Source organism: Paraburkholderia fungorum (genome assembly GCF_046026025.1).
Taxonomy (GTDB): Bacteria; Pseudomonadota; Gammaproteobacteria; order Burkholderiales; family Burkholderiaceae; genus Paraburkholderia; species Paraburkholderia fungorum_E.
On the sequence record NZ_JAQQFL010000029.1, the window covers coordinates 102,808 to 123,962 of the forward strand.

At 57.8% G+C, this 21,155-nt stretch carries 17 protein-coding genes; 6 read left to right on the top strand and 11 right to left on the bottom strand.

The features are described 5' to 3' along the window. Positions 1–126 precede the first annotated feature (126 nt). Complete coding sequence (locus tag PQR67_RS27460) at positions 127–609, top strand: universal stress protein (protein WP_408465982.1); 483 nt, start codon at positions 127–129, stop codon at positions 607–609. Between the two features lie 83 nt (positions 610–692). Here PQR67_RS27460 and PQR67_RS27465 read toward each other — a convergent pair whose 3' ends face one another. The 5 genes from PQR67_RS27465 to PQR67_RS27485 all read right to left on the bottom strand — a co-directional run bounded on the left by PQR67_RS27465 (position 693) and on the right by PQR67_RS27485 (position 5,360). Next, positions 693–1,037 (bottom strand): hypothetical protein, encoded by a 345-nt coding sequence (locus tag PQR67_RS27465; RefSeq protein WP_408465983.1) that lies wholly within the window; start codon positions 1,035–1,037, stop codon positions 693–695. Beyond that, entirely contained in the window at positions 1,034–2,092 is a 1,059-nt protein-coding gene (locus tag PQR67_RS27470) for a sugar-transfer associated ATP-grasp domain-containing protein (protein ID WP_408466001.1), read from the bottom strand. The genes PQR67_RS27465 and PQR67_RS27470 overlap by 4 nt, the downstream gene beginning before the upstream one ends. 76 nt (positions 2,093–2,168) lie before the next feature. Next, positions 2,169–3,551 (bottom strand): undecaprenyl-phosphate glucose phosphotransferase, encoded by a 1,383-nt coding sequence (locus PQR67_RS27475; RefSeq protein WP_408465984.1) that lies wholly within the window; start codon positions 3,549–3,551, stop codon positions 2,169–2,171. A 40-nt stretch (positions 3,552–3,591) separates the two neighbouring features. After that, positions 3,592–5,109 (bottom strand): mannose-1-phosphate guanylyltransferase/mannose-6-phosphate isomerase, encoded by a 1,518-nt coding sequence (locus PQR67_RS27480; protein ID WP_408465985.1) that lies wholly within the window; start codon positions 5,107–5,109, stop codon positions 3,592–3,594. A gap of 98 nt (positions 5,110–5,207) precedes the next feature. Beyond that, positions 5,208–5,360, bottom strand: a complete 153-nt coding sequence (locus PQR67_RS27485; protein WP_408465986.1) for a hypothetical protein — start codon at positions 5,358–5,360, stop codon at positions 5,208–5,210. Positions 5,361–5,639: 279 nt separating this feature from the next. Here PQR67_RS27485 and PQR67_RS27490 point away from each other — a divergent pair, with 279 nt between their 5' ends. Further along, positions 5,640–6,887 (top strand): O-antigen ligase family protein, encoded by a 1,248-nt coding sequence (locus PQR67_RS27490; RefSeq protein ID WP_408465987.1) that lies wholly within the window; start codon positions 5,640–5,642, stop codon positions 6,885–6,887. A gap of 1 nt (position 6,888) precedes the next feature. Here the strand turns inward: PQR67_RS27490 and PQR67_RS27495 are convergent, their stop codons facing one another. The 6 genes from PQR67_RS27495 to PQR67_RS27520 all read right to left on the bottom strand — a co-directional run bounded on the left by PQR67_RS27495 (position 6,889) and on the right by PQR67_RS27520 (position 15,517). Continuing rightward, positions 6,889–8,082 carry a glycosyltransferase family 4 protein gene (locus tag PQR67_RS27495; protein ID WP_408465988.1) on the bottom strand — a complete coding sequence of 398 codons (1,194 nt, stop codon included), beginning with the start codon at positions 8,080–8,082 and terminating at the stop codon, positions 6,889–6,891. Positions 8,083–8,135: 53 nt separating this feature from the next. Beyond that, positions 8,136–9,452, bottom strand: coding sequence for a lipopolysaccharide biosynthesis protein (locus PQR67_RS27500; protein WP_408465989.1), 1,317 nt, complete (start codon positions 9,450–9,452; stop codon positions 8,136–8,138). A gap of 29 nt (positions 9,453–9,481) precedes the next feature. Then, positions 9,482–10,492 carry a glycosyltransferase family 2 protein gene (locus tag PQR67_RS27505; RefSeq protein WP_408465990.1) on the bottom strand — a complete coding sequence of 337 codons (1,011 nt, stop codon included), beginning with the start codon at positions 10,490–10,492 and terminating at the stop codon, positions 9,482–9,484. A 122-nt stretch (positions 10,493–10,614) separates the two neighbouring features. Further along, positions 10,615–12,075, bottom strand: a complete 1,461-nt coding sequence (locus PQR67_RS27510; protein ID WP_408465991.1) for a hypothetical protein — start codon at positions 12,073–12,075, stop codon at positions 10,615–10,617. Positions 12,076–12,078: 3 nt separating this feature from the next. Then, complete coding sequence (locus tag PQR67_RS27515; protein WP_408465992.1) at positions 12,079–13,194, bottom strand: glycosyltransferase family 4 protein; 1,116 nt, start codon at positions 13,192–13,194, stop codon at positions 12,079–12,081. 61 nt (positions 13,195–13,255) lie between these two features. Further along, the gene (locus tag PQR67_RS27520; RefSeq protein WP_408465993.1) at positions 13,256–15,517 is read right to left on the bottom strand and encodes a polysaccharide biosynthesis tyrosine autokinase; all 2,262 of its coding nucleotides are present in this window, start codon (positions 15,515–15,517) and stop codon (positions 13,256–13,258) included. A 1,321-nt stretch (positions 15,518–16,838) separates the two neighbouring features. On the opposite strand from PQR67_RS27520, the gene PQR67_RS27525 reads away from it, so the two are divergent. The 4 genes from PQR67_RS27525 to PQR67_RS27540 all read left to right on the top strand — a co-directional run bounded on the left by PQR67_RS27525 (position 16,839) and on the right by PQR67_RS27540 (position 21,035). Then, on the top strand, positions 16,839–17,753 hold the full coding sequence (locus tag PQR67_RS27525; RefSeq protein WP_408465994.1) for a helix-turn-helix domain-containing protein: 915 nt from the start codon (positions 16,839–16,841) through the stop codon (positions 17,751–17,753). Between the two features lie 54 nt (positions 17,754–17,807). After that, positions 17,808–18,815 carry an ATP-grasp fold amidoligase family protein gene (locus PQR67_RS27530; RefSeq protein WP_408465995.1) on the top strand — a complete coding sequence of 336 codons (1,008 nt, stop codon included), beginning with the start codon at positions 17,808–17,810 and terminating at the stop codon, positions 18,813–18,815. A gap of 74 nt (positions 18,816–18,889) precedes the next feature. After that, positions 18,890–20,002: a glycosyltransferase family protein gene (locus PQR67_RS27535; protein ID WP_408465996.1), complete on the top strand. Its 1,113-nt coding sequence runs from the start codon at positions 18,890–18,892 to the stop codon at positions 20,000–20,002. Between the two features lie 100 nt (positions 20,003–20,102). Beyond that, the gene (locus PQR67_RS27540; protein ID WP_408465997.1) at positions 20,103–21,035 is read left to right on the top strand and encodes a hypothetical protein; all 933 of its coding nucleotides are present in this window, start codon (positions 20,103–20,105) and stop codon (positions 21,033–21,035) included. Positions 21,036–21,155 lie beyond the last annotated feature (120 nt).

Consider the following 21,155-nt stretch of genomic DNA (forward strand, 5'->3'; position numbering starts at 1 on the left):
ACTGATTTCATGCGATGTAGTCCCATCGCTGCGCTACGGCGCTCTTGAGCGGCTCCTCCTAACGGCTGCGCTTCGGCCGCCCGGCTGCCAGATAGCGCCGGTTTCTGAACCGGAGAAAATGACGATATGTCTGCATTCGGGCGCATTCTGCTGTGTTATGACGCAACCCGTGAAGGGCGGCGGGCGTTGCGTCACGGCGCCTCATTAGCGGAGCAGATGAAGGCGGAAACGCACCTGCTTGCCGTTCTGACCAACCCGGTATGGTCGCAGGGAGCCGATATTGCGTCTGCTGTGCCGTTCGATGCGCTGGAGCAGTCCGCGAAGGAGCTACTCCGCGACGGCATTGAAAAACTCACCGCACGTGGCCTGATCGCAACGCCTCATTTCGCCATTGGCGACCCTCTGGACCATATTCCGTTCTTTGCCCGCGAGTTGAAAGTCGACCTGGTTGTCGTGGGGCATCGAAGAAGCGGCCCCCTGCGCCGATGGTGGAGCGGCAAGAACGATAGATTGCTGCTGGACAGGGTTTCCTGCGCCGTACTGGTCGCCATGGACCCGGAAGACGATAGCGCTTACGAGCCAGTAGAGGCGCTCTCCGCACATGCATAGGGGCATCGGGAAAAGCGCGCAGCAAACGGTCCAGTGCGTAACATCCTCGCCATACGTGGGTTCCACGCAGTAAAGCGCCGGCGCTACTTACCACGCCCGATCGACACCAGCTTTTTCACGCGTCGCGCCATATTCACGAGCATACCGTCAGACTTGTTCGCCGACGGCCGTCTGTGCGGCATACTCCGGAGGTCGTCCCAGTCTTCTTGCAGCGCGCGCGCATGGTCGGCGGCGTCGAATGGCCACTCGACCACCACCGCTCTCAAGACGGCGGCCCGCGGACCCGTCTCGGCGCTGTCGATATACGCGTTAATCGCCAACGCCTCCTGCTCAGCCGCTCGCTGAGAGTCGGCGACAATGAAGTCGTTAAGTCCCTCGATATGAACGCACCATAGCCGTTCGCTCACGTCCTGTCTCCGTATACTCATGCCACCGCTCTTAGCCGCTCCCACTTTAAATCCGAAAAACAGGGGCCTTGCGTGGCTTCACTGAACTTCACGTCGTTATGTACTCCGTTCCATTCCATGACCTGAACGTTTTCGTCCGCATCGACGGTCACATCCCATCCTATGCATCGAGCAAAAGGAATCTTCCGATGCAGATCGAGGACCATCGCAACGCATTGCGCAAATGCCGGAATCTTCACACCTGAGAAGCGGACGCCCGAATCTGGATGCTCTGCAATCGCACCCCAGTCATTCATGTAGCCCTCACGCGCCAATTCGCCACTCGCCAGATCGACCGGCACGCAGATGTCGTGGTCGCTTTGAACGTGCGTATCGTCCGCTCTTCCCAGCCGGAAAAAACAGGCTCGAATGGAGATGCCGCCGGCGTCGTCTACCACTGTCGTAAAACGCAACGTAGCAACGGGCTTCGAAGCAAAGGCATTGAACACGCGGTGCTGAATGATGAATTTCTGAATCACCCCATTGCCGAGCGATTTGATCGTCTCGCGGTTGAAATTCCCTCTGTCAAAGAGGTATACACCCTTACCCTGGCCGGACCCATCCAGCTTGAACACGACCCTGTCGCAACGCCCGAACACGACGCCCTCGAGTTCGCGCTCTGGAATCACAATACTTGTGTCCGTAAAAAACAGGCCATTGGCGAAGTAAGCGATATCCGGAAACGCATCGCCGCCGAAGATCAGACGTGATATCGGCTTCAGGTCGGACAGCTTGCCGTACGAGCCCTTCATGCTCGGCACGACCACGCTCCCGTAGTAGTTGTCCGGAATCCATCCTTCCTTGAACGTTCCACTGAACGCCGTGTAGACGCGAAGCCACGGTGCGTAGACGGCGCTCCCGAATACATCGCGCGCGTAGGTATCGGCCAACTTCAGATGCGCCGGGTCGGCTTTTCCATACTTCTTCTGCAGAAACTGCAGCACTTGCCCGGCCTGGGCGCCATGATCCCGGTGAAACCTGAATTGGGCCACCCTTTTCAACGACCGTCTGACCACGCGTTCTACATCGAATGACATTGTCTCCATCCTTGAAGGCAGTAGCACCGACAAAGGCGCTACTCCAGTACCGTATTACTGGGGCCTCGATCTAAGCTCAGTAAGCGTTAGGATGATGAAACCCCTTGAATACAGTCGCAAATATGATTTTTACGTCGAGTCTGAATGACCAGTTCCTGAGGTAATACAAATCGTGCGCAACACGGCCCTCCATCTTTTCGATGCAATCGGTCTCGCCACGAAAGCCGTTAATCTGTGCCCATCCGGTAATACCGGGCTTGATGCGGTAACGATGAATGTACCCAGAGACGATGTTCTGGTAGAGATCGTCATGCTCAAGCGCATGCGGTCGAGGCCCCACCACCGACATGTCGCCGCGCAGCACGTTAAAGAACTGCGGCAATTCATCAAGACTCGTGCGACGAAGGAATCCGCCCACTTTGGTGATCCGAGGGTCGCCCCGCGTCGCCTGTTCGAGCACGCCGTGCTTCTGTTCATGCAAACGCATGGTGCGAAACTTGAAGATAGTGAAGACGCGCCCGTCCGCGCCTTTTCGACATTGTTTGAAAAACACCGGTCCGTTCGAACTGAGCTTAACCGCAATTGCACAGGCAAGCAGGATAGGCGAGACCGCAATCAGCGCGCCCAGTGCAAAGAGACGATCGAACAACTCCTTCTGCACCAATGCATTGGGTGGCAACGGCGACGCGGCCAGATTGATAGTCGGCACACCCAGCAGGTCCGTGACACTGCCTTCAAACAGCGCTAACGTACGCACGTCGGGCATGAAACGTATGTTGATCAGATCATTGCGGAACTCATTGACGAGCTTGAGAATTGTGCGCTCCTCGGTCAGTGGCAATGCCAGCCACACTTCACCGATCTGTCGCTCACGAACGTATCGGGCAAAGCTCGCATGCTCTTTAAACACACGCACCGCTGTGGTGGCCACGGCCGTGGTATCGGCGCGAACGTTATACAGCGCGTTCGGGCGAAACCCCGCAGCCGGATTCATCTCCATCTTGTGAATGATCTCGTCGCAATGATCCCCGCACGCCGCCACGGCAACGTGCTGCAAATTCAGACCCGCGTTGCGCGCCCGGCCAAGCAGCATGTGTGTCATCATGCGGCCGGCAATCATCAGGCCACCTGAAAGGCCCGTCCAGTACGCAAACCAGAGACGCGAGACGAAGTCGATTCGATGCAACGAGAACATCAGCGCCATCGCGCAGACCTGCACGACTAACCAGCCGAGCGCGACCTGCCCTGCCAGGGTTCTTTTGGAGCGTCCGCGCCACGATTCGTACACACCGAGCGTTGGAAACACAGCCAGCGAGAACGCGGCGGCGAAAGCCACGAACGCAAAATAGAAGCCTCGTTGAGAAGCATCGTCGAAGCGGATCCTGGAGGCCACGAGTGCGCCGGCCAGGATCATCGCCACGTCGAATAGTCTTGCCAGTAGACCCGTAATCAATCGCATCACAGCCCCTTAGTGCACGCACCTGGTTACCGGAGCTGATTCAACCGCACCGTCCGTAGTTATCGTCAAATCTGACGATGTCGTCTTCGCCCAGGTACGTTCCCGACTGAACCTCAATGATCTGCAGCGGTACGCAACCGGGATTTTCCAGACGATGGTGTATGCCAAGCGGAATGTAGGTCGACTCGTTCTCGCCGAGAAGGAACTGTTTTTCGCCGCGGGTGACAAGCGCCGTGCCGCTTACAACAACCCAATGCTCCGCACGGTGGTGATGCATCTGCAAGGACAGGCGTGCGCCCGGCATGACGACGATTCGTTTCACCTGAAAACGATCGCCATGATCGATCGAATCGTAAAAACCCCACGGCCGGCGGACTTTTCTATGCGCGTCGGCTTCCGGCGATTTGTCGCGCTTGATGCGTGACACGAGGCCCTTGATGTCCTGCACATGCGAGCGATCTGCAACCAGCACGGCGTCGTCGGTATCGATCACGATCATGTTGTTCGTGCCGACACACGCAACCAGCCTGCCGCCCTGCGAACGCGCATAAGTAGCGGTTGCGCCTTCGAACAGCACGCGCCCGTTCGACGCGTTGCCGCACTCGTCCTTTTCCATTGCCTGCCAGACCGCATCCCACGAACCGAGATCCGACCAGCCCGCTTCGAGCGGCACCACGATTGCGCTGAACGGCGAATCGGGTTTGCCAATATGCTCCATCACAGCGTAATCGATCGAATCGGATGGCGAACGTAGAAATCCGGTGGCATCGGGAATGACGCATTCGTCCGTTTTCTTGGCGCCTTGATAGGCCTCGACACATGCAGCGTGTATCTCCGGCTGGAACCGTTCGATAACAGCGAGCCAGACGGATGAACGAACCACGAACATGCCGCTGTTCCACCAATAGTTGCCGGATTCAATATATTGCGCCGCGAGTTCCGCAGCCGGCTTCTCGACAAAACGCTCGATGCGACGCGCTCCATCCGGTAGTGCTTCACCGAGGCGGATATAACCGAATGCCGTGTCGGCCCGGTCCGGCGGAATACCTAGCGTAGCGATCTCGCCCTTCAGCGCATGACGTGCTGCAATCTCGATCGACTGGTGAAGCGCCTCCAGATTTGCAATGGCATGATCTGCGGGCATGGCGACCAGGATGGCATCCTGCCCATCCGCGCATGCCGCCAACGCGGCAAGCGTGAGCGCCGGTGCCGTGTCCCGACGCGCCGGCTCTACGATGATGCGCGCATTCACGCCAATTTCCCGCGCCTGTTCGTACGTCGCGAAGTAGTGCTCGGCCCCGCACACAACGAGCGGATCCTCTGCAATTTCCCACGTCGTGCTGAAGCCCGCCATCCGGCCCATGGTGGCCTGAAGCAAGGTCTGGTTGCCGATCACGTCGATCAACTGCTTTGGGAACTGTTCACGTGACACCGGCCACAGGCGAGTACCCGATCCACCGGCGAGAATCACTTGCACGAGCGGCGGATAGTCCTCCACAACCTGATCGATCGCCTCGCTATCCATCTCGCCGGCAACAACTACCGTAACCTTGCTCATTTCAAGCTCCTTTACATTGAAACCGGCTGGCGGACGAAATCCTCACGTCCACGCGCAACGCGTTGCACCGTCAATCGCGTCGCTGGTTTCTGGTGTGATCAATGACAGGACAACTGTGTCGAGCGGACAAAACCAGCGGTCCACTTCGCGGCGACAAAGATGCACGCGTTGACCGTCAATCCAGGTCCGACCGGAAAGCGTGGATAGCCTTGCGGATCGATCGCAACTGCATGGCGTTCGAGTAACGACACGCATCGACTTCTACCGGCAAGCTAGCGCCAAAGAGCAGTACTTGATGAGTTTCATCATAGTCAAACTTCGCTGCACCACAGCATTTCTGGCGCGAACCGTTGAGGTTTTGGCCCGGCTCGTTGGACCTGCTTTATCAAGCACACCAAAGAGGTTTCATTTCCGCAACTGATGCGACACGCAGGTTGGAAATCAACTTATAGCCGTGGTACCGTTGATGTGAACGACTCGAAGTTCTGGTACGCCATCTGCTGTACGCCATCCATTCACCTGGAGCCGCAATGGCTTACATATCGCTACTTGCACTATTCCTGACAATCACCAATCTGGTCCCCGTGAGTGCGATCGGGCTGGTGCCTCTCGCCTTTTGTCCATGGCGTTTTTTTGGACGCAGCTATCCCGCGTTCATGACGCCGCTCATCGCATTCACGCTGCTGGTCATTGTTTCCACATTGCTCTACGATCCTCGGTCATTCCTGGAATTCGATTTCTATCGGCGTGACGGTAATTTCTTCATCTCTTACGCGCCTATTTTTGCCGGTTGCCTGTACACGCACCGTTGGGATCTGAATAAAGTACTCCGCACTTTCTTTGTGTTTGCGGTGGTGATCAACCTGCCGCCCTACGCTTACTACATTGTCCACAACGGGTTACTCAGCATCTTCGCGAGTCCCGACAATAGTTTTGGCAGTTATTTCATTGCTCGCAACGCGGCAGGCGGGTTCTTCGCCATGCTGTTTTGCCTTGGCATCGCATGCTATCTGCACCGGCGCAGCAAGCTGCTGCTGGCCCTGCTCGCCGGTAATGCCCTGATGCTGTTCTCCACCTATAGCCGTGGCTCGCTGCTGGGCGCCCTTGTGATTCTTCCCTACCTCTATTTCGGTCGCAAACGCTGGATGCTGGCGAGCTTGATCGCCGGCCTTATCGCCGGCTCCATGGCGATGGCGATCTACCATACGGATCCGCGGGTCGACTATATGGGCTACACCTTCACGATCGAGAATCAGGATGCCAAGGTCGCCAATCTGGACATTCGCTACGAATGGTTATGGCCGCGCGCGCTTGCGTACTTCGAGCAGAGCCCGATTGTCGGCATCGGTTTCGGCTCGTTCGACGATCATATCGGCAGCGTGACTGATTATTTTCATCTACTGGGCGTCGCGTCAGACAAGATCATCGAGCATAGCGACTCGCATGCTCACAATTCTTACCTGAACATTCTTGCGGAACTCGGTCTGGTTGGACTTGCCCTGATGCTGGGCTTCTACTGGAAACTGATTGAGTGGAGCAAACACGGCGCAGCCGCCGCGGCGCTATTTGGTGGCGGACAGAACTTCGCCGCCTTCAGGTTCGTCGAAATCTCTTCTGTTTGCCTGCTTGTCATGGCTGCGACCGAACATCGTCTGGTCTCGCCATCGAATGTTCTGATTCTCGCGCTCGTCATATCCCTGTTGCTGGCAGCGCGATCGGTCAACAACGCCGCAATCGACCACCTTCAGCAGAAGGCAAATAGCGGCGCGCGACTCTGACTCACGACACGACGTCAGCGTGCTGACGCTGGTCGACGGGCAGTTGCTGGCTCGTGACCGGATAAGGCAGAAAGTGTTCGAGGCCTCCATAGGGGAGTCGGGAGTCGATAAAGCTCGTCAACGCCGCCTTGAAGTTCTCCGAAGAAAAACGCTCCGCGTTTCTACGACAAGCCCGGGGATCGAACAGACCCGCATTGCGCTCAAACCGGCTTACTGCCGCCAGCAACGACTCCGGCGTCTGTTCGCCAAAGAACACGCCAGTGGGCCGTTCAAGCGGCAGACCGATGACAGACTCGAGCGCGCCACCCCGGCCGAATGCGATGACCGGCGTTCCGCATGCCTGGGCTTCCACCACCGAAATGCCGAAGTCTTCTTCCGCGGCAAACACAAACGCACGTGCGCGCCGCAAATGATCGACAAGCGTATCGAACGGCTGGTGACCCAGGATCGTCACGTTCTGGCCGGCCACCGCCTTGATCTTCTTCATCTCGGGGCCGTCGCCAATCACCACGAGGCGGCGTTCAGGCGTCTGCGAGAAGGCCCGCACGATCAGATCGATACGTTTGTACGGCACCATACGTGAGGCCGTCACGTAGAAGTTGTCCTTCTGCGTGCAGATCGTCATGTTTGCCAGGTCGACCGGCGGGTAAATGACAGTTGCTTCGCGCTGGTAGGTTTTCCTGATTCGCCGCGCGATGAACTGCGAATTCGCCAGAAGATGATCCACACCGTTCGCCGAGCGCGAATCCCAGCCACGAATGTAGTGCAGCAGGACGCGCGCCAGGATCGACTTGATACCAGTGCTCAGATGAGACTCGTTGAGGTATTGATGCTGTAGATCCCAGGCATAGCGAATGGGTGAATGTATGTAACTGACGTGCACCTGGTTCGGTCCGGTAAGCACACCCTTCGCCACCGCGTGCGAACTGGAAATGACGAGATCGTAGCCGGACAGGTCGACCTGTTCGATCGCGATCGGCATCAATGGCAGGTATGCACGATAACGTTTGCGCGCCATAGGCATCCTCTGAATGAAGGACGTCTTGACGGATTTCCCTTTCACGCAATCGCGGTCTTCCAGAAAATCGACAACCGAAAAGATATCCGCTTTCGGGAAACATTCGATGATGTTCTTCAGCACTTTTTCCGCACCGCCCGACACCACCAACCAATCGTGAACAATAGCGACTTTCACTTCAACCTCCCGTGAGAATACGTCCGACATCTTTCCTTTTTCTGCCCCCGGCTTCATTCATCCTTTGCGGCACCTGTCTGCGGCCGGAAACCGCACGCAACCCGAACCATTCCCAGCGCCCGCTGGCCTCCCGGTACGAGGCCAACCAGTTCGAGGCGAATCACAACAACCATCAATATGACCGATAGCATCGCCTCGCCGATCACCCGGGCGAAGGCGATTCCAACGGCGCCATACCTCGGCGCAAGAATCAGCGCCGCCACCAGATTGATCAGACCGGACGCAATGCCCACGATGGCAAGCAAACGATCCTTCCTTCGCGGCACGAATACGTAGCCCGCCACGAACTCGTTAAAGGCCGCGAACGGGAACATCCACGCAAAGATCTGCAGGACGTGAGAACTGGGTTCAAAGGAGGCGCCAAGAATCAAAGGCAGCACGAAGGGCGACAGCGCTAACGCGCCACAGAAAATCAGCAATCCGTATCCCATCAGCAGCGTTGCGCCGCGCCGGGTCGTCTCGTGCGCCCCTTGCATATCGCCCTGCGCGAGCTGCCGCGTGATGGTCGGAATGAATACCTGCGCCGCCGGCCCCATTAGCGCGAGCGCGATCGTCGCGAAGCGTTCCGCCGCGCCGAAATAGCCAACCTGATCGGGTGTGGACAACAACGTCAACAGGTAAGTGGAGGATGCCGTGAATACGACCGAGCCGGACGAGTAAAGGAACAGCATCGTCGAATTTCGCACGAGCGGAACGATGCCTGCCAACCTGAGACGCGGCCAGCCCAGTTGATAGATCGTGAGACCGTAGGAAACGATCGAGGACGCCACACCGGCGATCAGAAGACTCGCAAGCACCCATACCGCGTCATTGGGTCCTTTTACGAAGCTCAAAACCAGCACAAGGCTTAGTAGAAAACCGAACACCTCGATGATGATGGGGGTTCGAAACTGGTGACGTCCCTGAAACAGCCAACCGAGATTCATGCCGGATACGATCCCCAGCAAGGTAGCCAGCACACCGATCAGAGGACGCTCGGACAAGATCGGCGAACACATCGTGGCAATCAGGCCGATGCTTCCTCCCACCATGCCGTGTACGATGCGCGCGCTCACATGCAACGAGAAGATGTCGTTGCATTCCTGATTCGATTGCGCTTTCGACACGTCGCGCATGCCGACCGGGCTAAACCCGTAATTGACGAGCATCCATATCACGTTCATCAGCGACATCGACGCCAGTACCCGGCCGTAGCCGGCTACGCCGAGCATCCTGCCGTAGAACGGCACTACGATGATGAGGTACACGTACCTCATCAAATAGCCGCCGTAGACAAACCCGATAATCCGAACGCTCTTTCGTCTATCCATGCCGTTCTCCGTGCGCGCGTTTCGGGACTTCAACGCCCAACCACGCGACGGCGGGCAAGCGGGTTGGCGATATACCGCGCCACGAAATCAGAAAGTGGCGAGTAAGGAACGAGACACAGACTCGACAGTAGAAGCGTGCCGAGTTTCTTCTTGAGACTCCAGAACGGATTCGCGACGATGGTGTGCAAATAGTGGCCAGAGTCCCGCGTCATCCAACGCCACCGGTTTTGCAGCGTCGCCCGATAGACGCTTGAGCAGAAGCGGGTTTTCTCGAGTGCGAAGTCGTGAAACATTGGCGCGAGCTCCACCTGGAGCCGCGTCCTTGCGATGTTGCGCAAGATTTCCCATCTCAGGTTGACGGCTTCCGGCGCCTTGTTGAGCTGCTCCGAGTTCGCGAATGACACCGTCTCACCACCCGCGTTGTGCACGCGATAGCCCCCCAGCGACTTTCGCACTGCGGCCACACGGCCGACGAGCGCCACGCCGTAGATCGCATAGAAGTCCGCGCCGTAGCGGTTGATACCGGCCTCCGGAACCGGAAAAATGCACCTGAGCGCGCTCACTCTGTATGCATTGCCTGACGCCGGCGGCGACGGATACAACCAGCCATCCAGCAACAACTTTCCGCACTCAGCGGGAGGTTCGACGTGGGGCACATAGGCTCCCGTCGACGCCCCCGTGCCGTCCATGACGTCAAGGCGATACTGCACCTTTGCCCAATCGCCGGACGCAAAGAGCCGCATCACTTCGGAGACCGCGCCGGGATACAGCACGTCGTCGGAATCGAGAAAAATCACATAGTCCGTCTCCAGCACCTCGATCGCCTGGTTGTAAGCGGACACCTGGCCACCGTTTTCCTTGAATATCGATGAGATACGCGTCCCGAACTTCTCAATGATTACGCGCGACCCGTCCGTCGAGCCATCGTCGACGACCATGACCTGCGTCGCCGGATAGTTCTGCCCGAGCGCCGATTCGATCGCAGTGGCCAGATAGTTCTCGTAGTTGTAGTTGCAGATCACGACAGTGACGTGGTTCATGGTATGTCGACGCTATCCAGAGGTTCGATCAGCCGGAATCCGGCGACCGTAAAACGACCGACGCTTGCTGCAAGTACTTAAATTCGCACGCGTTGAGCATCGTCTTGATTGATCCCGTTCACTTACGCGACTCCGCGAACAACGACATAAGCAAGGTGCCTGGGCGGCTTGTTGTCGGCCCCATTGACCCGATCCGGCACCTTGAAGCGGATCTTCAGGGTCTGGTCGCTCCACGCCAGCGCAACATCGTCGCGAGCACTCGCCGTGCCACTCAGCGCGTCGATGAACTCCACCTGGGCATTGCGTGAAGAAGACGGCCTGAGCTCCCCCACGGCGACGCTTTGCCAACCCGGCGCTCCGCTGACCTGCATCACGACATCATGGCCGGACAGCAACGCACTTCCAGAAACCCCCGGATCGAACTGCAACGGCTTTGAAAAACTTGCCAACGATCCGTTCGCCGCCTTGTTCAGGATGACCAGGCTTCGACCAGACACGTTGTATGTCCGTCTGGGTGGACCGCGATGCGTCAGACGGAACGGTTCATAACCATCCCAGTGGTAAATCATGGACAGATACTTGTTCGCATGGTCCCAGTTTCTGTCCAGCGCCCATACGGCGAAATCGAAGAAATAGCGCGGTAAATAGTGCGGGTCCTTCATGTACGCGTCACCGATTTCCGTTTGCCAGATACCTCGCGCGGGCCCGTTCCTGACGTACTGCTGATACAGGGAATCCAGATCGGCGACAGGAAGATAATGTGTATCGATGTAGTCGACCCAATCCAGCATCCGCTCCTTCAACACGGGGCTCCGGTACTCAAGCCATGTTCTGAAGTTGTCGAGACCGCCCTGGTCCGGCCATCCGCCATAAACAACGTACGCGTGATACCGGCGGATGATGCGCGCCGCCGGAATATGAATCCGCTCGACGTAATCCTGCATGGCACGCTCATACGGTTTTGCGCTCTTCACGTTCCCGGCGGCATCCGCGCCATGCCAGAAGGTCGCTTGAGCAAGTCCGCCCGACAGCCTGCCCGCCGCCTCATTCCAGATCTGGAAATAGCGCAGGTTATAAGGCGGTGCGGAATAGGTACGAACCACGGCTTCCACATATCGCTCCCACACCTCCACGTCCACTGGCGCCGAGTTGCCGTCCCCTGGCACGCTCGCATTCCACGTGGGCGTATAACCGAGTTGCAGGAGCGAGCCGATCCCATTGCGATCATTCGCGATCAACGCCGGCGGCAGGTCGCTATCGAACGCAGAACTGGTCTTGTCGATCCGCATGACGTCTTGTGGCCCATCGCGCTGACCCGGGCCCACCGAGTCGCGCCCCCAACTGATGCCCATTGCGCGCCACATCTGAACGTCGCTGGCCGCACCTGCCCAGCCATTCGAACCGATCAACTCCGTCATCCTGCGACCCCGCTCGCCCGGAAGCCGCGACTCGGCCGTGAACGACGCCGCGGTCTTGCCACGCGCGAGCGGGCTCCCCGCTGCGGCGAGCGCAGCGAGCAGGCGCAACGCCCGCCGTCTGCCGGCGAGGCTTGTGACCCGGTTGATTCGCCTGGTCACAGACATGGGCTAGCCCGCCGACGCACTGGGCGCCAGTTCCGACAACTGATCGCCGGTATGGCCGTGCAGAACCTGCAGCACCTTTCGCGCCGAGAGTTCCCAGCGAAACTCACGTGCATGAGCCACGCCCATGGTTCGGTAACGTTGCCGCAGTTCGGCATCGGCCATCATCTGGACGATCTTCGCCGCGATATCGTCCGCCGACGTCGCGTCGCAGTACATCGCGGCATCTCCACACGCTTCGGGGATGGAGGTTCTCGAAGAAGCGATCACCGGACAACCGCAGTACATCGCTTCGAGCGGCGGCAGTCCAAATCCTTCGTACAGGGAGGGAAAAACGAGGCAGGCGGCGTTCTCATACAACGATTTCAACTCACCATCCGACACGAATCCTGCCCACACGATCTGACTCGAACGCGTCCGCGACTCCATTTCCTGGCTGCTGAAGATACGTTGATTGCGCCCACCAACAATGACGAACTTCACGTCTTGCAGATGTTCGAGCCTGTCGATCGCGTCCAGAACACGTTGCAGATTCTTTCTCGGATCAAGGCTGCCGACGATGACGCAATACGCGTCTCTTTCAAGTTTCAGACGACTCAAAACTGCCGGATCCGATGTGACCCGGTCCAGATGATCCGCACCAGGCGTGATAACCGTGACGCGTGATTCATCCACCTTCAGGTGATGGCAGATCCGCGTCTTCGAATAAGTCGAGACCGTCAGAAGTACGGGCTCCATTCGCCGCAGCATGGCGAAGCAAACGCGGTACCAGAGCCGGAATTTCCGGGAAAATCCTTGCGGCACATCGTAGATAGCCATGTCGTGAACCATCACGACTTGCCCGCGCTTGAAAAGCGGATTGGTATTGCACAGATTGAGCAGCCTTCTTCCTCTCGCCGCGATCGGCAGCGTGATCTGCTCCCAAAGCGTACCGCGCAGCCACGGGAAGCACCGTTTCCGTTTGAGATGCGTGCCCGGTTCGACAACGTTCTGAGGCACGAAAACTTCCAGTTCATCCCCAGGCGTCGCAGTCATCTGCATCGCTCGCGTGAGTTCATACGCCACGCGTTGAACACCGGTGACGGCCTGCGAGGTGAACTTTCCGTTAATTGCAAAGACCATTGGCTTCTCCGTTTGACGGCGCCACGAAACACCAGGCCGCAAGTTTCCTGCGGCCGGACCATCAATGCGTTGCTTCGAGATCGCCGAAATCGCTGCCATAGTTCGTCACGTAGTCGTAATTCCGTGTGCTCCGCAGTAGCGGAATACCGTTGAAGACGGCACCGGCAATGCGGCCTTCGGCACGCGCCATCTTCTTGACCGTGTCCGCAATCTCCTGCTCGCTCTGCATCCCCGAGCGCAACACCAGCAAGGCCGAGCCCGCCTCACTCGCGATGATGGAAGCGTCCGTGACCGCGAGGAAAGGCGGCGTGTCGACGATTACCATGTCGTACTGACCGGTGAGTCGCGCCAATAGCTCTTTAAACTGGGGTTTCATCAGCAACGCCGCGGGGTTCTCTGGCCGTGCGCCGCACGACAGGAACGTCAAACCGTCGATGCCTGTTGCACGCAAGGCACTACGCAACGCGAGTTGCCCCGAGAGCACCTCCGAAAGACCGCCGCGGTTGTTTCCGCCGAACAGCGAAGCGAGATGACCCCGCCGCATATCGGCGTCTATCAGAAGAACGCGCGAGCCGACTTCCCCGTGCAGGATAGCGAGGTTCGCCGCAACAAAGCTCTTGCCCGCGGAAGGCGTCGGTCCGATAACCATCAGAAGGTTATTGCGCGCGTGCGCAAGGTCGCGCGCCACCGACGTACGCACGGCACGAAGCGCCTCGACCGACATGTCGTTCGGAAACCGCGCGGCAAGAATCCTGGTGTTCTCGTCGACCCGGGAGGCCGCTACTCCCACTGCGGCGGCGCCGGCAAACTGAAGATCGGCGGCATTTCGCTGAAGCGGCTGACTGGACCGCCCTCCCACGCCCGGCAATGCTTTGTGACCCACGCCGAGTCGGTCGAGCAGCAACTGCTGTTGACTGAACAAAATCTCGCCGAAAACCGGCACACTCATGCGGCTTTCCACGTATCTCGGATCGGTCACGCCGGTCATCACGTGGCGGCGCATGAAGACCAGCACGACCCCGGACAGGAGCCCGAGTATCACGCCACCGGCAAGCACGACTTCGGGCTGCGGCTTGACAGGATGGTGAGGCCGGACCGCGGCGTCGAGAATGTGCGCGCCGCCTGTCGTGCTCGCGCGCCGCACCTGCAATTGCTCGGCTTTCTGGACCATGCCGAGGTAGATCGTTTCCGCCACTCTCTGTGCGCGAAGAAGATCGACGCTCTGACGTTCGGATGCGGGCATGCCATTGAAATGGCCATCGAATTGCGCCTTCGCATCCTGCAACTGCGCAATCTGCCGGTCGGCTGTCTGCACCCAACGGCTATCCGCCGTGTAGCGTTCGAGAAGTTGCGTACGCTGTATTTGCAGGCTCGCGATCTGCTTGTCGATGTCCAGACCGCCCTGCAGATAGGCTTGTGCTTCGCTCGTCGGCTGCATGGACTGCGACGCCCCACGGAAGCGTTTCAACGCATCCTCGGCCGTTCTGAGGTCCGCCAGCAAACGGGGCAGCTCACCATTGATGAACGCCAGCGTGGTCGTGTCATTGGCCTGCCGGGCGGCAATTGCGTAAGCAAGGTACTGATCCCCCAGCGCGTTGGCGACTTCAGTGGCTTTATCCCGACTCTTGTCCGCGTACTCTATCTGGATGAGACCCGATTCCTTCACCTTGTCGCCGACCTTCACCAGGTCTCCAAACCGCTTGATTGCGTCGATCTCATTCCAGCGAACAACCTCGAATTTCGTGCCCGGCCGCGCGTCCAACTGCTTTACGAGCAGGGAAACGCCGTTACTCTTGACAGTGGCGCCCACCGCGCCCTTTGCAAGGAGTTGATCCGACGGACCACGCAACTCGTAGGCGCCGTTTTCGAGAGCAATCAGTGTCAGTTTCTCTTCCTCGAGATCCTGCGGCACATCCAGCGAACCGATCTGAACGCGCTCTCCGCCCCACGCAAACGACTTCAAGCCGAGCCAGGGTGCCGACGGTTCCCCTGGCGTGGCAAACTTGTCCGCGATGTCCCCCAACAAAGGAAGCTTGTGCGGCGTCACCGACACGTCAAAGCGGAATTTCCTGATGACCGGATCGAGCACCGCGCGGCTGCGTATCACGGCCATTTCAGTTACCGGCGACGGCGAAGGCGCGGGAAGGCTCTCCTGATTCTGCAAGGCGAGTCCGAGCGCATTAGGCTCTGGCGGATCAACACGCAACAGAACGTCCGCGGAGTAGATCGGTGTCGCAATGAGCAGATAAGCCACCGCCAGACCCAGCACGATGACCGCCGTACCCACGATCTCCCAGATGTGATCGCGCATCAGCGTAAGCATTGCCCCAGCGCTGAGCTGACCACGCTCAGTGCTGGGGGTGTGAGAAAACGAATTTTCAGGGTAGTAATCCACCGGTTTGATCCTTCCATGTTCGGTGGGCAGAGTAACGACTCGTTACGCTCTGCCGCACCACCAGTTCGTGATCTGGACCCGCCGCCGAACGTGAATGAGGCACGCTCGGCAGCAACGCGAAGTTACGTGCGGGGACAGGTTGGGTGGAAGAGCCGGAGCCCTTGTGTATTCGTACTACTACATTAATTGCCAGGAAAAGCCGGCAACACAACAACAGATTTCGGCGTGCATTACGAAGAGGCCGTCACGCCGCCTATCCAACAGGCGGATATGACTAGGTCGAGCTACCTGGTGTCGCCAGAGCCCGGCATCCTGCCACACGGACATCGAGTGAGAAAGCCTTGCCGCGGACGGGCGTACCTGCTCCCGATCCCGACTTGCAAGATCAATCTTTTGTATGCGCTCGTGGCGTCCCAGACACCCACTGTCATAGACGTCGCGAAACGACGAACGCGATACCGCTGGAACCCTGCAAGTACAGCATCACGCGAAGCGTGCACCTGCTTCGACATCGCGCCTGCTGGTCACACAGGATGTTCGGCGGTCCTGGAAAGCGGTGATTGATATGTCTGCCCTTGCTACAGCGGCAGGACGGCATCTTCAAGAAAATTATTCAACAGGCGGAATCGAAATGCGCCACAACCTCTCAAGCGGATTTCTCTATTCATGTTGCAGTGAAGCATAGGCGAAAAAGAATGCGTCATATCACCGACGGCATAAATTCGGGTGTTAATGGCCGATTAAGTGGAGCGCATTACGAACGCGATGATTTCAGAAAGCGTTGTTGCTATCTGTAAGTGCTGTAACAGAATGCACACTTTCAGTGCGACGCTGTAACGGAAGTTTAGTGACAGTTCAAACGGCGAAAACGACTGTTTGAAATTGCATGATCGGCTGAATACCTTTCTACATGGGCCAGAGCGGCATCCAACTGACGATCCGTGGGGTACAGGCCTGATCGTCAGGCACGGAAAAAGTTTCTGGCCGGGAATACTATTCAAACACTTTTTATGAAAATTTCAAGGTAAGAATTTCCCCGATCATGACAATTACGCCAAAACACCTGGAATATCGGCCAAGTCCGTTCTGAAAATTTCGATGGGTTAATCTCTTTACGTATCGCGATTGCGTGTTTGGAGAAATTAGCGTGATGACTTCCAGGAGTTTTCTAACGTCTTGCGTCAATGAGTGTCGGAATGAAATGAAATCGGTGAAACACATCGGTCTCCTGATTTTCCAGGACTGCTCCATGTTGACCACCGGCGCCGTGGGAGATGCTTTCCGGCTAGCCAACGAGTTCGAGAAAGCGGGAGGGGATGAGCCTCCCTATCGGCTCTCGGTGCTGTCCGACGAAGGCGGCCTGGTGACGAGCTCATCCAGCATTCTGATCTGGACGCAAAGTCTCGAGCGATACAGTCTCGCCGATTTCCATGCCTTCTTTGTCGCTTGCCGTGACACCACGGGTGCCGCGGAGTCCAACGGCCGCTTTCTTTCGTGGATCTCACGCCACGGATCGGTTGCATCCCGTGGTATTCAGCAAGGCGCAAGTCTGGCCGTCGTTTGCAGGAACCCGTTGCAGTCGACCGTGCCGGTCTTTTTCTTTGACGACGGCGGCGGTGGTGCAAGCACCAGCGGCAGCGTGGCGCCCACCGGTCTGGCACTTGCGCAGATCGAGCGCGACCTGAATTCGGACACCGTGCGAAAGATCGCCCGCGCACTACAACCGGATTACATCGAACCAAACACGCCGGAGCTCGACGAGGCGAGCATCGTCACAACCATCGAGAAGATCCGCGAGTCGGCACGCTGGATCAAGGAAAACTACAGCGAGGCCATCTCGGTAGCCAAAGCCGCCGAATTCGCCGCCATGAGCAAGCGCAATTTCCAGCGTCGCTTCAAATTCGAGTTCGGTATGACCCCGCTCGAATACCTGCTTCGCACGCGCTTTGAAGTTGTCCGCGCGATGCTGAGAAATACGGATCTGGCTGTCGACAAAATCGCGAGACGGTGCGGAATGGGCGACGGCAATCGGCTCGGCCGGTTGTTCAAGGAACGCTACGGCGTGTCGCCCACGCAGTTCCGCGCCCAGCAGCAGATCGAATCCGAGGAGCAATCCTCGACACTCGAGGAAGCCTGGAATAGCGCGACCGAGATCGCGCGATAAGCGCGCCGAGTTGCCGGCCACGGCCTCGCGACGCCATCAACCAGGGATCGGAACATGACGACCACCAAGTCCGCAGAGTTCGACCGGGACGCCGCCACATCCACGCCGGGACAAAAAGAAGCACCACCCTCTAACACCGTCGCGGCCGAACGCTTGACCTTCGCACAGGAAGATCGGTATCGGCCAACGCAGCAGTCGGTTTCCGCAGCTCGCCGGTTCAAGGAGGCGGCAAAGTGCATGCTGCCGGATTCCCTGTTCCTGAGTATGCTGCATCACAAGCGCATTGGCCGCTATCCGAATCTTCTCCGCCCGGCCACGTTCAACGAAAAGATCCTGCAGCGAAGCCTCAGACCGGATCCGCGCTACATTAGCCTGACCGACAAACTGGCGGTACGGGAATACATTGCCGGCAAGATAGGGAAGAAGCACCTCATACCACTGATTTCGGCGCCGGATGAGCTGACACGCGAGGTATTCGATGCGCTGCCAGGTTCTTTCGTCATGAAGGCGAACCACGGCAGCACCTTCGTCGAGATCGTCAGAAACAAGTCCGAGACCTCTTTCGAGAAACTGCAAGTTCTCGCCGAGCAATGGTTGTCCACCGATTTCTACTACATCGCGCGCGAGCGCCATTACCGCGCGATCAAGCCGCGCATCTTCTTCGAGCAACTCCTTCTCGACCAATCGGGTCAGATACCCGCCGACTACAAATTGCATTGTTTTGGCGGCCGGCCGGGACGTCCCGTCATCTACATACTCGTGATATCCGACCGGTTTGGGAACGCGACGCATGGCGATGTGTACGACATCGATTGGCGCCATCTCAATGTTGCTATCGGCTACTACAAGCGGAGCGCCGCACCCGCTCCACGCCCCGGGAATCTCAAATCCGTGTTGGACATCGCAGCCACGCTGTGTGAAGACTTCGACTACGTCCGCGTCGATTTATATGCGCCGGATAACCAGGTGTTCTTCGGCGAACTTACCTTCACGCCAGGTGCTGGCGTGCTGCCTTTTACGCCTGACAGCATCGACTACGAGTGGGGAAAATTGTTGAGTTGAGCGGGTGTTTCCCAGGCTTCGCACGTGTTTCACTCAATGTCTGTGCGCCCTCAACCCCGACCGGAGAAGTACAGATGACGCAAGCTAGCGAGAATGCGCCCCGCTCGACCGGCGGCGATGCGGCAGAAAAACCGCGGCCCCAGGTGATGATGTGCCCTTTCACCAACCCCACGAATCGCTACATACAGATTCAGAAAGATCTCTATCGATCGATCGGTTACGACGTCGTACCGCTTTCCGTCAAGGGACTACTGAATGGCGGATTCCTCCAATTGTTCAAACCGGAGAATATTCTCGTTTTTCATTGGCTCGAGTACCGGCCATTCAAACGCGACAAGGGCACTGCCCGGTTGAGCCTGACGGGGTCCCTGCTCTTTGCGTTCTACTGTTCGCTCATGCTGATCGCGCGAGCGAAAGCCGTCTATTTCATACACGATCACGCGGTCCACGATACGGTTGGCTTCAACAGGCGTTTGTCGATGCGGATCATTGCGCTCGTGCGGCGCCTCGCGGACTTCCGTGTGGTTCACGCGCCGGATTTCCAGACGCAGTACAACGCGCAATATCTGCCGCATCCACTCTATTGGGACGCGCCTGGACAAGCGCCCACCACGCCTAAGAAAGATGGCGCGACGCCCCTGTTTTCGTTACTTGGCGTGATCCGTCCATACAAACAGATAGACGCGTTGCTCGATGTCTGGCCGCGCGAGTGCAGGCTGCAGATTGCCGGGCATGGCACGCAAGCCTACCTCGCGGCCCTGAACGAAATCATCGGCAGACGATCGCTGCAAAACGTCGTGCACCTCGACGCCAGATTCCTGTCCGACGCGGAGTTTGCGCAGAGCATTGCCGATAGCGACGTGCTGATCCTGCCGCACGCGGCCGATTCAATGCTGGTGAGCGGGGCGTTCTTCGAAGCCATCGGACGCGTGCCGTTGCTGATCTCGCGCGCCACGCCATTCATGGTATGGGCTGCCAGGAAGTTCGATAACGTCATCCTGTTCGACGACATCTCCGAACTCCCAAAGATTGTTCGTTCGGTGAGTGACTTATGGCCGGCGATTGTCCGCAGTTCAGGCAATCTGGCTATCGACGAATTCGGCTGGAATGCCTGTCGCCGGCGCTACGAGCAGTTTTTCGAAATCGTTGAGGGCCACCGGAACGCGGTTGGGAACCCGGTCGTCTAGCGAACGCGAAGCGGACATCGCTCGGTGGCCGTCATATCTGAAAGGCGTTGTAGTTCTCCATTTCAGACTCAGCAAGACTATGCGCAGGAGAAGAACCCCAATGCTCGCTTCACAACTGGTTCCCGGACGACTTAAGACGATTCTGTATCGATACGTCACCGAGCGCCCTCAGGAAGAACGACTGTTCCATACACTAAGCCCACAGTTTGTTTCAGTGAAGATTCCAGGCGAGTATCGTCCCTGCAATCCATCATTGTGCTTCGACGGAAATCGCTATGTTGTCGTTGTCAGATCGGTCAACTACGAACTGATGGAAAGTGGCGGCGTGAAGCTGCATGGTCAGGACTACGACACCATCAACTATATTGGCAGTTTATCCACCAGCCTGGGTGCTCTGAGCATGAGCGCTCTGGAAGACTCTGATTTCAGGAGCGTGGCAGGCAAATCAGGCGATGGATTCGAAGACCTTCGAACCTTTTTCTGGAAGGAGGGGTTGTGGTGCCTGGGTAGCGCGCGCAGCAACTCGGGCGACATGAACACAATGGCACTTCAGAAAATAGCTGGAGAACGTGTTGTGGAGAGTTACCTGATCGAGTCGCCATTTGGCTCGAGTCGTGAGAAGAACTGGATGCCTTTCGTGTCCGACGGAAAACTCTTCGCGGTACATACGATGAACCCGTTGACCATTGTCGAGATCAACGAACATGGCGCAACCGTGTCGCTTCGGAAGCCATTGAAAGTGCCGAAAGGCCTGCTGGGATCATCTCAGCTAGTTGAATGGAAGGACGGCTGGCTGTGCGTCGTACACGAGCGCAGCCGAGGGAAAAGGCATCTTTATAAGCATCGGTTTGTCTATTTCGACCGAAGCTGGAATGTCGTGCTTTCCGAACCGTTCTACTGGAAAGAGTATGGCGTTGAATTCTGCTGTGGGCTGGCGGTTCACGATGGAACCGTAGCGATCGGATTTGGCGTCAATGATTCGGAAGCGATCATCGCTCAGTTCAATGCGACTGACATCGACCGGTTGTTGTAGCCTCTAACGCATGCCAGGTGGAATAGCGGAAGAACGCAGGTATCTGGTCTCCCACCACCCATCCCGGATGGAGACCAGATCCACAACGCAATCGGATGCTTGTCGGCCTGGTTGCCGGCC